This is a genomic window from Streptomyces sp. NPDC048192 (assembly GCF_043202415.1).
Classification (GTDB): domain Bacteria; phylum Actinomycetota; class Actinomycetes; order Streptomycetales; family Streptomycetaceae; genus Streptomyces.
In genome coordinates this window covers 1-16,314 of record NZ_JBIDAL010000035.1, presented here as the reverse complement: position 1 = coordinate 16,314, position 16,314 = coordinate 1, and the positions used below count along the sequence as shown (strand labels likewise).

The window sequence follows — 16,314 nt, the reverse complement described above, 5'->3', positions numbered from 1 at the left end:
CCCCGGCGGGCCCGGCCTCTCACACGGACCGCCCCTCCACCACCGCCCGCCACGCCGGTGCCGGTGGCGCCTTGGGCGCGGCACGGTGCCCGCCGGCCCCTGAAGAACGCGGCCAGGGGAAGGACCGCCGTCGTTCCTACGGTCACCGCAACTGACCCCGGCGGGCCCGGCCTCTCACACGGACCGCCCCTCCACCACCGCCCGCCACGCCGGTGCCGGTGGCGCCTTGGGCGCGGCACGGTGCCCGCCGACCGCGAAGAACGCGGCCAGCGGAAGGACCGCCGCCCCCACGGTCACCGCGTCCGGGCCCAGCCGTCCCGGTTCGATGCGCACCCGGGCCGCGGGGTGGCGCAGGGCCCGGGCCAGAGCGTGGGCGCGGACCTGCTCCAGGAACGCGTCGCCGAGCCGGAGCCCGGCCCAGCCGCCGATCAGCACCCGCTCCGGCTGGAAGAGGTTGATCAGGTCCGACAGCCCGGCACCGAGATACTCGGCGGTCTCGGCGAGCACCGCCACAGCCACCGGGTCGGCACGCCACGCACCCCCGCCCCCGTCCCCCCGTGCCGCCGCCAGCAGTTCGGTCAGGGCCTGCTCCTCCCCGGCGCCCGGCGACGGCCGGCCGCCGGCCTCGCGCCAGCGGGCGACCAGGGCCGACGCCCCCGCGTACGCCTCCAGGCAGCCCAGCGCACCGCACCGGCAGCGGCGCCCCGCGACCCGTACCGTCAGATGCCCCCACTCCACCGCCCGCCCCTGCGCCGCCTCCTCCGTGACCACGCACGCACCGACGCCCGAACCGAAGAGCACCACCACGGCGTTGCGGGCGCCGCGACCGCCGCCGAACCACATCTCCGCCTGCCCCGCCGCCTTCGCGCCGTTCTCGATGAAGTACGGGACGTGCGGCGGGAGTCCGGCGGCGGCGCGCAGCAGCCGTTCCAGCGGTACGCCGTCCCAGCCGACCGTCTGCCCGTGCACCACCGCGCCGCGCGGCCCGCCGTCCTCGACGATGCCGGGCACGCCGACGCCGGCGCCGAGCAGGTCGCCGGGGGCGAGCCCGGCCGTCCGGAGCACCTCCGCGATGCCGTCGGCGACATGACCGACGACGGCATCGATGTCGTACCCCTGCGGCCCCAACGGCCGGTCCGCGCGGGCGAGCTCCGTGAGGCCGAGGTCGATCAGCTCCACCCGCACCCGGGTCTCGCCGACGTCCACCCCGATCAGCCGCCCGCTGTCCGGCCGTATCCGCAGCAGCCGGCGCGGGCGGCCCGCGTCCGCGCCGACCACACCGGCCTCCTCCACCAGCCCGTCGGCGAGCAGCCCGCTCACGACGTTGCTGACGGAGCCCGAACTCAGACCGGTCGCCGGGCCCAGCGCGCGCCGGCTCATCGGCCCGTCGAGATACAACCGTTGCAGAACGGCGCCCCGGCTCTCCCGCCGCAGGTCACGTACCGTACGGCCGCCCACCGCTGCCACCTGGCCTCCCCGGTTTCCGGCATTTCTGCGCGTTTTGCCGGCCCGTTCGGCCGTTTGCCGCTGCCGGATCTCTTGACGAGCGTTTCTCTTGAGGTTTAACTCACGTCCTAAATTAAGCCATGAGGGGGTTCGGCGGCCGCACGGGTCCCACGGGTCCGACCCGTGCCGGCCTCCGTCAGCACCCTCGGGGTTCTCGACCCCCGGAAAGGGACACCAGGAGCCATGCGCAGCATCCGAGCCGCGGCCACAGGCGCCGTCACCCTGTCTCTCGTCCTCGCGGCCACGGCCTGCGGAGGCGGCTCGTCCAGCGGCGGCGGGTCCAACGACTCGCCGAAGACGCTGACGTACTGGGCCTCCAACCAGGGCGCCAGCATCGCCGTCGACAAGCAGGTCCTCCAGCCCGAACTCGACAAGTTCCAGAAGCAGACCGGGATCAAGGTGAAGCTGGAGGTCGTGCCCTGGTCCGACCTGCTCAACCGGATCCTCACCGCGACCACCTCGGGTCAGGGCCCGGACGTGCTGAACATCGGCAACACCTGGAGCGCCTCGCTGCAGGCGACCGGCGCGCTGCTGCCGTGGGACGCCAAGAACTTCGACAAGATCGGCGGCAAGGACCGGTTCGTCGACTCCGCGCTCGGCTCGACCGGCGCCCAGGGCAAGGACCCGGCCGCGGTCCCGCTGTACTCGATGGCGTACGCGCTCTACTACAACAAGAAGATCTTCGCCGACGCCGGGATCGCCAAGCCGCCGGCCACCTGGGACGAACTGGTCGCCGACGGCAAGAAGATCAAGGCCAAGGGCAAGTCCCCGCTCGGCGCCGAGGGTTCGAACCTGTCGGAGAACATCCACCACGTCTTCGTCTTCGCCAAGCAGCGCGGCGCCGACTTCTTCACCGCCGACGGCAAGCCCGACTTCACCAATCCCAAGGTGGTCGACGCGGTGAAGGCCTACGTCGACCTGATGGCGAAGGACAAGGTCATACCGGCCGGCGACGCCGAGTACGCGCAGAACCAGTCCGTCAGCGACTTCGCCAAGGGCAAGCAGGCCATGCTGCTGTGGCAGTCGGCCGCCGCCAACCTCAAGTCCCAGGGCATGAGCGAGGACGCCTACGGCATCGCGCCCGTACCGGTGATCTCCGGCACACCCGGCACGGGCACCCAGGTCAACTCGATGGTCGCCGGCATCAACATCGCCGTCTTCAAGAACACCCACAACCTCGACGGCGCCACGAAGTTCGTGAAGTTCATGACCTCCGACGACGAGCAGAAGATCCTCAACAAGGCCTACAGCTCCATCCCGCCGGTGAAGTCCGCCCAGGCCGACCCCGCGTTCGGCGCCTCCGCGAACGCCGTGCTGAAGACCACCCTCGCCACCAGCGCGGCCGCCCTGCCGCAGGTCCCGTCCGAGTCGCAGTTCGAGACGGCGGTCGGCACAGCCGTCAAGGACCTGTTCGCCGACGCCGCAGCCGGACGCGCCGTCACCACCGACACGGTCAAGGCCGCACTGACCAAGGCCCAGCAGCAGATGCCGGCGGCGTGAGCGAGCCGATGACGACCACCGCCTTCAAGGAGCCGGTGACGCAGGCACCGTCCGGCGCGGCGGCGCGCGAACCCCGCCGCCGCGCCGGACGGCTGCGCCGCGCCTCGCTGCCGTACCTGCTGCTCCTGCCCGCGCTGCTGCTCGAACTCCTCGTCCATCTGGTGCCGATGGTCATCGGCATCGTGATGAGCTTCAAGGAACTCACCCAGTTCTACATCCGCGACTGGGGCACCGCCCCCTGGTCCGGACTCGGCAACTACAAGGTGTCGGTGGACTTCGACGCGCCCGTCGGCGAGGCCCTGCTGCACTCCTTCTTCGTCACCGTCGGCTTCACCCTGCTCTCCGTCGGCCTGTGCTGGCTCATCGGCACCGCCGCCGCCCTCTTCATGCAGGACACCTTCCGCGGCCGCGGCCTGCTGCGCGCGCTGTTCCTGGTGCCGTACGCGCTGCCCGTCTACGCGGCCGTCATCACCTGGGTGTTCATGTTCCAGCACGACAACGGCCTGGTGAACCACGTCCTGCACGACCAGCTGCACCTCACCGGCAAGCCGTCCTTCTGGCTCATCGGCGACAACAGCTTCTACGCCCTGCTGACCGTGTCGGTGTGGAAGGGCTGGCCGTTCGCCTTCCTCATCGTGATGGCCGGACTGCAGAACATCCCGCGCGAGCTGTACGAGGCCGCCGCGCTGGACGGCGCCGGGATGTGGCAGCAGATCCGCCGCATCACCCTGCCGTCCCTGCGCCCGGTCAACCAGGTGCTGGTCCTCGTCCTGTTCCTGTGGACCTTCAACGACTTCAACACCCCGTACGTGCTGTTCGGCAAGTCCGCCCCCGAGGCCGCCGACCTCATCTCCGTCCACATCTACCAGGCGTCCTTCGTCACCTGGAACTTCGGCACCGGCTCCGCGATGTCCGTGCTGCTGCTGCTCTTCCTGCTCGTCGTGACGGGCGCGTACCTGCTGTTCACCTCGCGCGGACGGAGGGCCGCCGATGTCTAGCCCGCCGCTCGCCCGGCCCACGCGCAACTCCCCGATGGCGCCGCCGCGTTCCTTCCTGTGGTCCCGCCGGATCTTCCTCACCCTGCTCACCGGGTTCGTGCTGGTCCCGGTGTACGTGATGGTCTCCAGCTCGCTGAAGCCGCTGGCGGACGTCACCGGCAAGTTCCGCTGGCTGCCGAGCGGGCTGACCATCCGGCCGTACATCGACATCTGGTCGACGGTCCCGCTGGCGCGGTACTTCACCAACTCGCTCATCGTGGCGGGCTCGGCGACGCTCTGCTCGGTGGTCATCGCGGTGTTCGCGGCGTACGCCGTCAGCCGCTACGACTTCCGGGGCAAGCGCGTCTTCACGGTCACGGTGCTGTCGACGCAGATGTTCCCCGGCATCCTCTTCCTGCTGCCGCTGTTCCTGATCTACGTCAACATCGGCAACGCCACCGGCATCGCACTGTTCGGCTCCCGGGGCGGCCTGATCCTCACCTACCTGACCTTCTCCCTGCCGTTCTCCATCTGGATGCTCATCGGGTACTTCGACTCGGTGCCGCGCGACCTGGACGAGGCGGCGCTGGTGGACGGCTGCGGCCCGCTCGGCGCGCTGCTCAGGATCGTCGTGCCGGCCGCGATCCCCGGCATCGTCGCGGTCGCCGTCTACGCCTTCATGACGGCGTGGGGCGAAGTCCTCTTCGCGTCCGTCATGACCAACGACACCACCCGCACCCTCGCCGTCGGCCTCCAGGGCTACTCCACCCTCAACAACGTCTACTGGAACCAGATCATGGCCGCCTCGCTGGTCGTCAGCGTCCCCGTGGTCGCCGGTTTCCTGCTCCTGCAGCGCTACCTCGTCGCCGGTCTGACGGCGGGCGCCGTCAAGTGACCCGAGTGACCAACACCCCTGATCCCGAAGGGACTTCCGTGTACGAACCCATCGACCTCGCCGCACTCCCGCACGACTTCCTCTGGGGCACGGCCACCGCGGCGTACCAGATCGAGGGAGCCGTCGCCGAGGACGGCCGCTCGCCCTCGATCTGGGACACCTTCTCCCACACCCCCGGGAAGGTCGCGAACGGCGACACCGGCGACGTCGCCTGCGACCACTACCACCGCTGGCGCGAGGACATCGCCCTGATGCGCCGGCTGGGCGTCAACGCCTACCGCATGTCGGTGGCCTGGCCACGCGTGATCCCCGGCGGCACGGGCCAGGTCAACACCAAGGGCCTCGACTTCTACGACGAGGTGGTGGACGCCCTGCTGGACGCCGGCATCACCCCGTCCGTCACCCTCTACCACTGGGACCTGCCGCAGGCGCTCCAGGACCGCGGCGGCTGGCCCGAACGCGACACCGCCCACGCGCTCGCCGAGTACGCCTCGGCCGTCGCCGCCCGCCTCGGCGACCGCGTCAAGCTCTGGGCCACCCTCAACGAGCCCAGCTGCTCGGCCTGGATCGGCCACCTGGAGGGGACGATGGCCCCCGGCTGGACGGACCTCACGGCCGCCGTACGCGCCTCGGTCCACCTCCTCCTCGGCCACGGCCTCGCCACCCAGGCCATCCGCGCCGCCGCCCCCGACGCCCAGGTCGGCATCGTCAACAACCTCTCCACCGTGCACCCGGCCACCGACCGCCCCGAGGACCTCGCGGCCGCCCGCCGCCACGACGGCCACGTCAACCGCTGGTGGCTCGACCCGGTGCACGGCCGCGGCTTCCCGGCCGACATGATCGAAACCTACGGCGTGGAACTCCCGCTCCAGGACGGCGACTTGGCGACGATCGCCGCCCCCCTGGACTGGCTGGGCCTGAACTACTACTTCCCGGCGTACGTCGCCGACGCCCCCGACGGCCCGGCGCCGTACGTCCGCGCGGTGCGCCGCGAGGGCGTCCCGCGCACCGGCATGGACTGGGAGATCGACGCGAGCGGCATCGAGACCCTGCTGCTGCGGCTGACGGAGGAGTACGGCGCCCGCAGGATCTACGTCACCGAGAACGGCTCCGCGTTCCCCGACGTGGTCCGCCCCGACGGCAGCGTGGACGACCCCGAACGCCAGGACTACCTGGAGCGCCACCTGGCCGCCTGCGCCTCGGCCGCCCGCAGGGGCGCCCCGCTCGCCGGCTACTTCGCCTGGTCCCTGCTGGACAACTTCGAGTGGGCGTACGGCTACGACAAGCGCTTCGGCCTGGTCCACGTCGACTACCGCACCCAGGTCCGCACCATCAAGGGCAGCGGCCACCGGTACGCGGACATCGTCCGCGTCCACCGCGGCCGCCAGACCCGCCGGGCGGCGTGAGGCGGCGCCGCCGGGCGGTCTTGGGCCGAGGCCGCTGGGTGGTCTTGGGCCCGGGGCCGCCGGGTGGCGTGAACCGGATGCGCTGGGCGGACCTGAGCCGGATTTGCTGGGTGGTCTTGGGCCGGATCCGCCGGGCGGACCTGAGCCCGATCCGCTGGGTGGTCTTGGGCCGGGCCCGCCGGGCCGTCTTGGGTCCGGGACCGCCGGGTGGTCTTGAGCCGGATCCACCGGGCGGCGTGAGCCCGATCCGCTGGTCGGCCCTGAGCCGGATCCGCCGGGCGCGCTGAGCGAAAGTCGCCCGGCACCTGGCGGCCGGCGCCCGGCCCGGTCGGCCGGTGGGCGCGGGAGGGGAGCGCGTGCCCACCGGTCCTGGGACACCCCTGGCCCGAACCGAACCGACCCGACCCTCCCCCTGAATGTCATGCGCGCGACACACGACGACCGGTACCTCCACCCCACGAGGAGACCCGCATGTCAGCCCATCGAGCCCATCGAGCCCCTCGCATCCCCCGCACCTTGCTCGCCACCCTGGCCGCCACGGCCCTGCTGTGCACCGGCGGCCCCCTCCTGACCGCCCCTGCCTCCGCGGCCCCCGCCGCCGTCAGCTGGGACACCGACCGCGCGGCCTCCGCCTACGCGGTGAACCCCGCCGCCGTGACCGCCTCCGGCAGCGAGAACGCCGGCACCGCACCCGGCCTCGCCTTCGACGGCAACGGCTCCACCCGCTGGTCCAGCGACTTCGACGACAACGCCTGGATCGAGATCGACCTCGGCTCCACGATCCGGATCGACCACGTCGTCCTGGACTGGGAGGCCGCCTACGGCAAGCGCTACGTCCTGGAGGTGTCGAAGAACGGCACCGACTGGACGCCCTTCTACACCGAGACCGCGGGCACCGGCGGCTCGGTCACCGCGCACACATACCCACAGGACGTGGTGGGCCGCTACGTACGCATGCGCGGACTGGAACGAGCCACCCCCTACGGCTACTCACTCTGGAACTTCAAGGTCTACGGCGGTGAACCCGCGCCCGCCTCCACGACCCGCACCAACCTCGCGCTGCACCACCCCGCCTTCTCGAACTACTACCAGGACGCGGGCCATTCACCGGCCTACGTCACCGACGGCGGCTGGCCGGCCGACCTCAAGGGGGACACCAGCCGCTGGTCGAGCGACTGGAACGCGGACCGCTGGGTGTCGGTGGACCTCGGCGCGCAGTCCACCGTCGACAGCGTGGACCTGTACTGGGAGTCGGCGTACGCGGTCGACTACCTGCTGCAGGTGTCGACCGACAACCGGGCCTGGCAGACGGTCTACGAACCGTCGTCGGCGGACGTCGCCGCCCGCCGCGCCGACGTCGCCTCCCCCTCCGACGCGGCGGGACTGCACGACACCGTCAAGCTGCCCTCACCCGTGACCGCCCGCTACGTCCGCGTGCTCGGCAAGGAACGCCGCTCCTTCTACAACCCCGCGCCCGCCACCGCCCAGTTCGGCTACTCCCTCTACGAGTTCCAGGTGTGGGGCACCGGCGGCAGCGCGTCCGCCGCCTACCCGGCCCTCCCCGCCGACCAGTCCGGCACCTACCGCACCACGTTCTTCGACGACTTCACCGGCACCGCGCTCGACCGCTCCAAGTGGCGGGTGGTGCGCACCGGCACCGAGATGGGTCCGGTCAACGGCGAGTCGCAGGCGTACGTCGACTCACCCGACAACGTCCGCGTCGCGGGCGGCGAGCTGATCCTGCACGCCAAGTACTGCAAGGGCTGCACCCAGGCCGGCGGCGGCACCTACGACTTCACCTCGGGCCGCATCGACACCCACACCCACGTCGACTTCACCTACGGCCGGGTCAGCGCCCGTATGAAACTCCCGGTCGGCGACGGTTTCTGGCCCGCCTTCTGGCTGCTCGGCTCCAACGTGGACGACCCGTCCGTGTCCTGGCCGGCCTCCGGCGAGACCGACATCATGGAGAACATCGGCTACCCGGACTGGACCAGCACCGCCCTGCACGGCCCCGGCTACTCGGCCGACGGCAACATCGGTGCCCGCCAGACGTACCCGAACGGCGGCACGGCGGACCAGTGGCACACCTACGCCGTCGAATGGACCCCGACGGCCCTGCGCTTCTACGTCGACGACCGCCTGGTCCAGGAGACCACCCGCAACGTCCTGGAGTCCACGCGCGGCCAGTGGGTCTACGACCACAACCAGTACGTCATCCTCAACCTGGCCCTGGGCGGCGCCTATCCGGCCGGCTGGAACAAGGCCACCAGCCCCTACTGGGGCCTCCCCCAGTCGAGCGTCGACAAGATCGCCGCCGGGGGAGTGCAGGCGGAGGTGGACTGGGTGCGAGTGGAGCAGAAGGGGTGAGGGGTCGACGGCGGACAGGGCCGGTCGCCGCCCCATCACCGAGCCGGCGGCTGACGGCCCGTCGGATGGCGGGCGGATAGCCCGGAGGGAGGTCGTGCGACGGCCGCAGCTGCGCGGCCGTCGCACCGCCGGTGCCGGAGGCGCCTACTCCGGCGGCGTGGGGGTCTCGGGGGTGCGGTACATCGCCTGGACGTCCAGCTCCAGCTGCACGGTCGGTCCGACGACCGCGATGCCGCGTGCGAGCATCGAGCGCCAGTTGAGGGTGAAGTCCTCGCGGTGCAGTTCCGTCTTCGCCAGTGCCGCGCAGCGGAGTTCCTGGTCGTAACCGCCGTTCACGGTGCCCAGGTACGTCGTGTCCAGGGCCACGGATCGGCTGGTGCCGTGCATGGTGAGCGTGCCGTGCAGCGTCCACTTGGAGCCACCGCGGTAGACGAACCGGGTGCTGGTGAAGTCGATGTACGGATAGTGCTCGATGTCGAGGAAGTCCGCCGAACGCAGGTGGTTGTCACGGGTTTTGTTGCCCGTGGTGATGCTGGAGGCGTCGATGCGCACCGAGACCTGGGAGTCGGCCACGTCCGGTCCGATGCGGATGCCGCCGTCGAAACGGGTGAAACGGCCGTGGACGTGGGCCATACCCACGTGCTTGGCGATGAACCGGATCGCGGTGTGCGGGGGATCGAACAACCAGCTGCCGGGCGGCGGGAGTTCCAGCTGACGGGCGGGCAGCAGGGAGATGCGCGCCGGTGGGAGGACGACCCCGGCGGCTATGTCGACACTCGTGCGGGCCGGTGTCAGTCCCTCTGCCGTGGTCATCACGCTGTAGGAGCCCGGCGGCAGCGTCGCCATGAACAACCCGTACGGATCGGTGGTTCCGCGGGCGGCGACGCGGTGGCTGTCCACTGCGGTCACCGTGATCTCGGCGCCGCCCATGGGCTGACCCATGGGATCCACGACCTCGCAGCCGTAGGCGCCCGCCCCGGCGGGCAGGGGGATCGAGAGGCCCGGCGCGGCATCGGCAGCGCTGCGGGAACGCCGACGTCGGAGCAGTCCGAGGGCCATGCTGTTCACCTTTCTTCACATGTGTCACTACGGCGAGGCGCGCGCAGTTGTCGGCGTGTGCGGTCGCCAAGACCCATCCGAGACTGGTTGCAGACGCGATGAGATCAACTATTCAACGATCATAAGACAGAGCGTGAGGGGACCTTCTTCGACCCGAGCGACGTAAAGCAACCTCATGCCGCGCGTGCGACCACCTGAGATGCCGTATGTGCGGGCCGTGTCGCGACTTCTCGGCTCCGGCGCTTTGCAGCACTGCTGTGGCGAACAGCACCTGAAGCGCCACGCGCTTCACATGGGGCTCCCCGTTCCCTCACGCGACGCACGCATTCGACGCCGCGACACAGTTGCGCAGGCGTGTGGTGCAGGGGCCGAGACCGAGGGGATCGGCTTCCGTTCGGGCGGATGAGAGGTGGTCAGGCGCGGTCTTCGCGCTGGGGCCACCATGGCAGCCGACCGCCCGGCACTGCTCGAACCCCTTATTGGTGCAGACTTATTGACGCTGCATACCGGCGATGATTCACTCCCAGGCTGAGAGCGCTCTCTCGCGGTTGAGGACCAGCCGCGGCCCCGTTTGCCCACCACGTTCAGGGAGAGCCGTGTCCGTGATTCCCTCTCGCCGTACCGTGCTCCGCGGGGCGGCGGCCGCCGCCGCAGCGCTGCCGCTGGCCGGCGCAACCGCAGGATCCGCCTTCGCGTCGTCCCCCGCCTCCGCCGCCGGCTCGGGCGGCCACGGCGCCGCAGGCCACGGGACGGCCGGCCTGGGGCGGAATGTCCTGGTCTTCGACCCCTCGATGGGCGACGCGGCGATCCAGGCGCAGATCGACGCCGTGTTCGCCGTCCAGGAGTCCAACCAGTTCGGCACCGAGCGGTACGCCCTGGCCTTCAAGCCGGGCACGTACAACGTCGAGATCAACGTCGGCTTCTACACCCACGTACTGGGGCTCGGCGACAGCCCCGAGGACGTCGTGATCAACGGTCATGTGACCGTCGACGCCCAGTGGTTCGACGGCAACGGCACCCAGGACTTCTGGCGGGCCGCCGAGAACCTGACCATCGTGCCGCCGGACGGGCTGGAGCGCTGGGCCGTCGCCCAGGCCGGCCCGATGCGCCGCGTCCACGTCAAGGGCGACATGATCCTCATGCCGAGCCCGCCCGGCAACGGGTGGTCCAGCGGCGGCTTCCTGGCCGACAGCGTGGTGGACGGCCAGATCAACTCCGGCTCGCAGCAGCAGTGGCTGTCGCGCAACGACACCATCGGCAGTTGGACCGGCGCCAACTGGAACATGGTCTTCGTCGGCGTGCAGGGCGCACCCGCCACGTCCTTCCCCACCCCGCCGTACACGACCGTGGACCGCACCCCGGTGGTCCGGGAGAAGCCGTTCCTGACCGTGGACCGGCACGGGGCCTATCACGTCTTCGTGCCCGCGCTGCGCCGCAACAGCACCGGCACCTCCTGGGCCGGCGGGCGGGCCGCCGGCCACAGCATCCCGCTGACCGAGTTCCACGTCGCACAGCCGGGGGACTCCGCCGCGAGCATCAACGCGGCGCTCGCTCACGGCAAGCATCTCCTGCTCACCCCGGGCATCTACCCGCTGTCCGCGCCGCTGCGGGTAACCCGGCCCGGCACCGTCGTCCTCGGCCTCGGTCTGGCCACCCTTCAGGCCGTCAAGGGCAACTCGCTCATCGAGGTCGCCGACATCGGTGACGTCTCCGTGGCCGGCGTGATCCTGGAGGCCGCCTCCGCCCATTCCCCCGTGCTGCTGCGCGTAGGCGACGGCCACACCCGCAGGAGCCACGCACACCAGCCCACCGCGCTCTTCGACATCTTCCCGCGCATCGGCGGCGCCGTCCCCGGCGGCACCGAAGTCAGCGTCCAGATCGACAGCAACGACGTGATCGTCGACCACGTCTGGGCCTGGCGCGCCGACCACGGCCTCGACGGCACGGTCGGCTGGTCGGTCAACCCGGCGGGCGTCGGCTTCCTCGTCAACGGCGACCGAGTCACCACCTACGGCCTGTTCGTCGAGCACCACCAGAACTACGAGGTGCTCTGGAACGGCAACCAGGGCCGCACCTACTTCTTCCAGAACGAGCACCCCTACGACGTCCCGACCCAGTCGGCCTGGAGACACGGCGACACCAACGGCTTCGCCGCCTACAAGGTCGGCGACCACGTCACCGACCACCACGCCTGGGGCCTGGGCAGCTACGCCTACTTCAACCTCAACGCGAACATCTACACCGACCGCGCCTACGAGGTCCCCGACACCCCGGGCGTCGTCTTCACCTCCCTGATGACCGTCTGCCTCAACGGCCCGGGCGGCGGCGGCATCCTGCACTGCATCAACAACACGGGTGACCCCGTCGAGAACGGTTTCGGAACCTACAACATGAAGTCGTACGCGAACGGCGTCGGCACGGTCTGACCTGCGCCGCAGGCAGTGACGCCCACATGGATCACTCCGCCCACACCGTCTTCCCCTCGGGGACGCGTACCCGGCTGACTGGAACAAGGTGACAAGCCCCTACCGGGGCTGCCGCAGTCGAGTGTGGACAAGGTCGCGGGTGGGGAGTGGGAACTGAGGTGGATCGGGTGCGGGTAGAGCAGACGAGCTGGGCAGCTGACATCGCACGAAGGTCGATCACCGCCTCCCACCAAACGACAGCCAGGTATTCTTGATCACATCGTCATAGCGGCCCGACGGGCTTCCGCTCCACCTCGGTGGAGTCTCGAAGGACATGCCCCCACCCGCGCGAGCTACTTCGTGCTGCCTGGGGGAAGTCCTTGCTGTTCCGCGAGTCCGCACAAACGATCGCCGCCAGAGCGCTGGACAGTTCGCTGTACCTCCACCTCACCGAGCAGTTCGTCCACATGCACGGATACCGCCCCGGCGCCTCCGAGGTCCGGTCCTGGGAGCGGAGCATCCCCGCACTGGCGGGCGTACTCAACGACGCGGGACTCGGTGAGGTGGAGGTGATGCTGGAGTACGCCCTCCCGCTGAACAGCAAGCGCGTCGACGCCGTGCTCGCCGGAGTACACCCCACCACGGGCGAGCCGTCGTACGTGGTCGTCGAACTGAAGCAGTGGAGCCAGGCGGAGCCGGACGAGGACGACCCGGCACTGTGCCGGATCGACGCCTACGCACACCCTGTCCTCAACCCCATCGAGCAGGTTCGCCGCTACTGCGAGTACCTCGTCAACTTCAACGGCGCGGTCGCCGAGCACCCGGGCCGGGTCAGCGGCGTGGCGTACCTGCACAACGCCACTGAGTTCGGCGTGAGCGGTCTGCGTGCGATCGAACTCGACGACCGCGGCCAGATGTTCACGGGCGAGCGACGCGGCGAGTTCATCGCCCACCTCCGCGCCAAGCTCAGTACCGGGCGCTCGCGCGGCTGACGAGCTTCAGGCTGGCAAGACGGTCCCGTCGAAGCAGCTGATGTCGGTCGCGGCCCAGGAGGTGCGCGAGCGCCAGCAGTTCGTGCTCCTGGACGAGCAGCAGGTCGCGTACCGCCTGGTGCTGAACGCAGTCCGCAAGGCCAAGCAGTCCGACCACAAGGAGATAGTGGTCGTCACCGGCGGCCCTGGTACCGGCAAGAGCGTCATCGCGCTCTCCTTGCTGGGGGAGCTGTACCGGCAGGGCGTCCCCGCCCTGCACGCGACTGGCTCCCAGTCGTTCACCAAGACCATGCGCAAGGTCGCCGGCACGCGCAAGCGCGAGGTGCAGGAACTGTTCAAGTACTTCAACAGCTTCATGACGGCCGAGAAGAACGCCCTGGACGGCCTGATCTGCGACGAGGCTCACCGGATCCGCGAGACCTCGGCCAACCGCTACACTCCGGCGGCCCACCGAACCGGCAAGCGACAGATCGACGAACTCACCGACGTCGCCCGCATTCCCGTCTTCCTCCTCGACGAGCACCAGGTGGTGCGCCCCGGCGAGATGGGCACCGTCGAGGACATCAAGGCGGCCGCGGCCGCCAAGGGTCTCGAGTGTCATGTCGTGCCGCTGGACAGCCAGTTCCGCTGTGGCGGAAGCGACGCCTACCTGCGCTGGGTGGTGCGTCTCCTCGGTCTCCAGCCTGGTGGCCCGGTGGTCTGGGAACCCGACGACCGCATGCAGCTCCTGGTCGCCGACAGCCCCGAGGAGATGGAGGCGTTCCTTCAGGCCCGCAGAGCCCAGGGCTACGGCGCACACGTGTCCGCCGGATACTGCTGGCCCTGGTCCCCGGAACCCAAACCCGGCGACCCGCTCCCGGCCGACGTGGTCATCGGCGACTGGGCCCGACCGTGGAACCTGCGCGGCGAGCGCTCCGTCTCCGGCGCCCCGCCGTCCGCCCTGTGGGCCACCGACCCGGCCGGCTTCGGCCAGGTCGGCTGCGTGTACACCGCCCAGGGCTTCGAGTACGACTGGTCCGGCGTGATCATCGGTCCCGACCTGGTGTGGCGCGGCGACCACTGGGTCACGGACCGAACGGCGTCCAAGGACCCGGTCTTCAAGAAGTCGACCTCAGACGCCGACGTCGACCGCCTCATCCGCAACACCTACAAGGTGCTGCTGACCCGCGGCATGATCGGCACGATCGTGTACTCGACAGACCCGGAGACGCGGGAGAAGCTGCGGGAACTGGCGGGTGGGGTGGCACGGGAGGCGGTGCCCGCCTGACGGCCGGACCGCGTCCAGGTACTCAGGTGTTGGCAGAAGCCCAGCCAGGCCGATCCTGCTGGGCTCTGCGTAGGAAGCGGTCTACATCGAATCCGTGTTCGCTGAGCCGGTACCGAGCCGTCTCCAAGTGATGGTCCTCGAAGAGGTGCCGATACCATGGCAGGAGGACGAAAGCCTCAACGCTCAGCTCAAGGCGGCCACTTTCCCACAGCGTGGCGAACCCGTCGGAGGCGTTTCCACCGCGTAGGAGTTGCTTGGCCGCTCCTACTCCGCCCAGTTCCCCCAACATTTGCGTGAACCGTGTCGGGTTGTAGCCGATCTCACGCTTGAGGCGCTCGGCGCCCCTGCGCATGTCGTCGTGGAACTTGAGTTCTGCTTCGTCGCTCGCCATGCCCTGTCCTCCGAATTCCACCTGGCACCTGCGTGAAGCGTTATTGCTGTGCAGTTCTGTTGAATTCGCAGAGGGCCCGGTGATAGTGCAGATATTCCTCATTGATCTGATGGTCGGTGCGTCGGTGAAGGCGCCCCAGGGAATCACCTCCATGCGTGTGCCGCACGAAGCCGTCAACGTCGATGTAGATCTCAAGACCGTCGAAGAGAACGTGGTGGTTGGGGCACAGGCAGAGCAGGTTCGACAGTTCGTCCGGGCCGTCATGCGGAGTCCCGAGGCCGCGGATGTGGGCAGCCTCACTGTAGGGCCTGCGTTTGTACTGGAGCCGGGTCTCGCATACCTGGCAGGCATGGCCGTACAGTTCCTTGACCTGGTTGGCGATCGCGGCGTTGCGAACCAGTCGCGAGGAGGTGGATTCCCGGCGGGCGGTCGGGCCGGTCGCTTGCTCCGCCGCGGCGCTCTTCCCGCCGTGGCCATCCTCGTCATCATCGAGCAGGCCATCGGCCGAGGTGTATCCAGCGAGGCCCACCTGACTGAGCAGCTCGCGCTGATCGACATCGTCAAGGTATGTACTGCACAGTTTGGCCACGGCTTCGAGGCGCGTAAGAGGGTCCTTCAGCAGCTCCGCGCTTGCATGGGTCAGGCCTGCGACGGGCTGGACGCTGTTGAAGATGCCCACCTGCGGCATGGCGCCGGCGTCGCTGCGTATCCCGTGGACCTCCCAAAGGCCACTGCGCTGCAGGTGCCAGAAGGGATACTCAGGGGTGACCTTGGAACTGGGCAGTCCGAATTGGGTCAGCAGAGGGCTTACCTCGTCGCGAAAACAGGACCAGGGCGCCAGGCGCGGCTTGCCTGCTGCGATCCGGGACACCGCCCAGAGGAGAGCCAACGGTTGGTGACGGCTGGGAGCCTTGCTCTCGGAGTGACGATGGGTGTTGAGGGAGCCGATCCGATCCAGCAATCCCGTTGCGGTGAGCTCCGGAGACTTGGCTGGGCGTTGCGCCGGAGGCCGGGGAGGGGCCAGTTGTCGCTTCCTCGGTAGAAGTTGGACCATACCCCTGTATTTCTCGGCTGACCGCAGGGTAAGGCTCCGCAGCGGTACTGGTACGTCGAGTTGGCGTAGCACCGGCGCGGCAAGGACCGGGGTGGGGAACTCCTCGATTTCCCCCAGAGCCATGATGTGTTCCCATGTGGCCTGATCCTCGTTGCTTCCCCAGACCTTTTGTGCCACGGACCTGCTGTTGAACAGATGAAGGATGCGGGCGCGAGCGATGAAATGGTTCTCCGCGTAAAAGAGCACGTCGTCGCCGACACGGCGATTCCGCAGAGCTCTCGCTTTTTCGTTGTTGGCTTGCGTCGTCGGAGTGGAGCCCCACAGGCGAGCGATCCCGTCCGGGTACAAGGCGGTCAGAGTATCCGCCTCCTCGCCTAGTGTGCTGCGCCAGAAATCACGAGGGTTAGTCGGTCTTGGTTTGGCTGTTGGGTGGGGTGATCCTCGCGAGGTAGTCGGCGAGGGACTTAAGGATCTCGTCGGCGGTCTTGGTCC

10 protein-coding genes and 1 pseudogene are annotated in these 16,314 nt (G+C 69.5%); 7 read left to right on the top strand and 4 right to left on the bottom strand.

Annotation, left to right across the window (positions count from 1 at the left end; all coding sequences use genetic code 11):
• Positions 1-174: 174 nt before the first annotated feature.
• Entirely contained in the window at positions 175-1,467 is a 1,293-nt protein-coding gene (locus ACGFZN_RS39605; protein ID WP_393863342.1) for an ROK family protein, read from the bottom strand.
• A gap of 222 nt (positions 1,468-1,689) precedes the next feature.
• Here ACGFZN_RS39605 and ACGFZN_RS39600 point away from each other — a divergent pair, with 222 nt between their 5' ends.
• From ACGFZN_RS39600 to ACGFZN_RS39580, 5 genes are all read left to right on the top strand, one after another.
• Positions 1,690-3,006 carry an ABC transporter substrate-binding protein gene (locus ACGFZN_RS39600; protein ID WP_393863341.1) on the top strand — a complete coding sequence of 439 codons (1,317 nt, stop codon included), beginning with the start codon at positions 1,690-1,692 and terminating at the stop codon, positions 3,004-3,006.
• 8 nt (positions 3,007-3,014) lie between these two features.
• The gene (locus ACGFZN_RS39595) at positions 3,015-4,004 is read left to right on the top strand and encodes a carbohydrate ABC transporter permease (RefSeq protein ID WP_393863340.1); all 990 of its coding nucleotides are present in this window, start codon (positions 3,015-3,017) and stop codon (positions 4,002-4,004) included.
• Between the two features lie 34 nt (positions 4,005-4,038).
• Positions 4,039-4,878, top strand: coding sequence for a carbohydrate ABC transporter permease (locus ACGFZN_RS39590; protein ID WP_393863346.1), 840 nt, complete (start codon positions 4,039-4,041; stop codon positions 4,876-4,878).
• Between the two features lie 38 nt (positions 4,879-4,916).
• Positions 4,917-6,284 carry a GH1 family beta-glucosidase gene (locus tag ACGFZN_RS39585; RefSeq protein WP_393863339.1) on the top strand — a complete coding sequence of 456 codons (1,368 nt, stop codon included), beginning with the start codon at positions 4,917-4,919 and terminating at the stop codon, positions 6,282-6,284.
• A 471-nt stretch (positions 6,285-6,755) separates the two neighbouring features.
• Positions 6,756-8,654, top strand: a complete 1,899-nt coding sequence (locus ACGFZN_RS39580) for a discoidin domain-containing protein (RefSeq protein WP_393863338.1) — start codon at positions 6,756-6,758, stop codon at positions 8,652-8,654.
• 144 nt (positions 8,655-8,798) lie between these two features.
• Here the strand turns inward: ACGFZN_RS39580 and ACGFZN_RS39575 are convergent, their stop codons facing one another.
• Positions 8,799-9,713 (bottom strand): YceI family protein, encoded by a 915-nt coding sequence (locus ACGFZN_RS39575; RefSeq protein ID WP_393863337.1) that lies wholly within the window; start codon positions 9,711-9,713, stop codon positions 8,799-8,801.
• Positions 9,714-10,225: 512 nt separating this feature from the next.
• On the opposite strand from ACGFZN_RS39575, the gene ACGFZN_RS39570 reads away from it, so the two are divergent.
• Positions 10,226-12,139, top strand: coding sequence for an adenylyl cyclase (locus ACGFZN_RS39570; RefSeq protein WP_393863336.1), 1,914 nt, complete (start codon positions 10,226-10,228; stop codon positions 12,137-12,139).
• Positions 12,140-12,498: 359 nt separating this feature from the next.
• A pseudogene (locus ACGFZN_RS39565) lies at positions 12,499-14,377 on the top strand (DNA/RNA helicase domain-containing protein).
• A 22-nt stretch (positions 14,378-14,399) separates the two neighbouring features.
• Here the strand turns inward: ACGFZN_RS39565 and ACGFZN_RS39560 are convergent.
• Both ACGFZN_RS39560 and ACGFZN_RS39555 read right to left on the bottom strand, forming a co-directional pair.
• Entirely contained in the window at positions 14,400-14,768 is a 369-nt protein-coding gene (locus tag ACGFZN_RS39560) for a hypothetical protein (protein ID WP_393863335.1), read from the bottom strand.
• 40 nt (positions 14,769-14,808) lie between these two features.
• Positions 14,809-16,170, bottom strand: a complete 1,362-nt coding sequence (locus ACGFZN_RS39555) for an HNH endonuclease (protein WP_393863334.1) — start codon at positions 16,168-16,170, stop codon at positions 14,809-14,811.
• Between the last annotated feature and the right edge of the window lie 144 nt (positions 16,171-16,314).

What these genes read in the sequence shown, in the direction of transcription:
- ACGFZN_RS39600 (WP_393863341.1), top strand. Translation starts at nt 1,690, where the DNA reads ATGCGCAGCATCCGAGCCGCGGCCACAGGCGCCGTCACCCTGTCTCTC.
- ACGFZN_RS39595 (WP_393863340.1), top strand. Translation starts at nt 3,015, where the DNA reads ATGACGACCACCGCCTTCAAGGAGCCGGTGACGCAGGCACCGTCCGGC.
- ACGFZN_RS39590 (WP_393863346.1), top strand. Translation starts at nt 4,039, where the DNA reads ATGGCGCCGCCGCGTTCCTTCCTGTGGTCCCGCCGGATCTTCCTCACC.
- ACGFZN_RS39580 (WP_393863338.1), top strand. Translation starts at nt 6,756, where the DNA reads ATGTCAGCCCATCGAGCCCATCGAGCCCCTCGCATCCCCCGCACCTTG.
- ACGFZN_RS39575 (WP_393863337.1), bottom strand. Translation starts at nt 9,713, where the DNA reads ATGGCCCTCGGACTGCTCCGACGTCGGCGTTCCCGCAGCGCTGCCGAT.
- ACGFZN_RS39570 (WP_393863336.1), top strand. Translation starts at nt 10,226, where the DNA reads ATGATTCACTCCCAGGCTGAGAGCGCTCTCTCGCGGTTGAGGACCAGC.
- ACGFZN_RS39560 (WP_393863335.1), bottom strand. Translation starts at nt 14,768, where the DNA reads ATGGCGAGCGACGAAGCAGAACTCAAGTTCCACGACGACATGCGCAGG.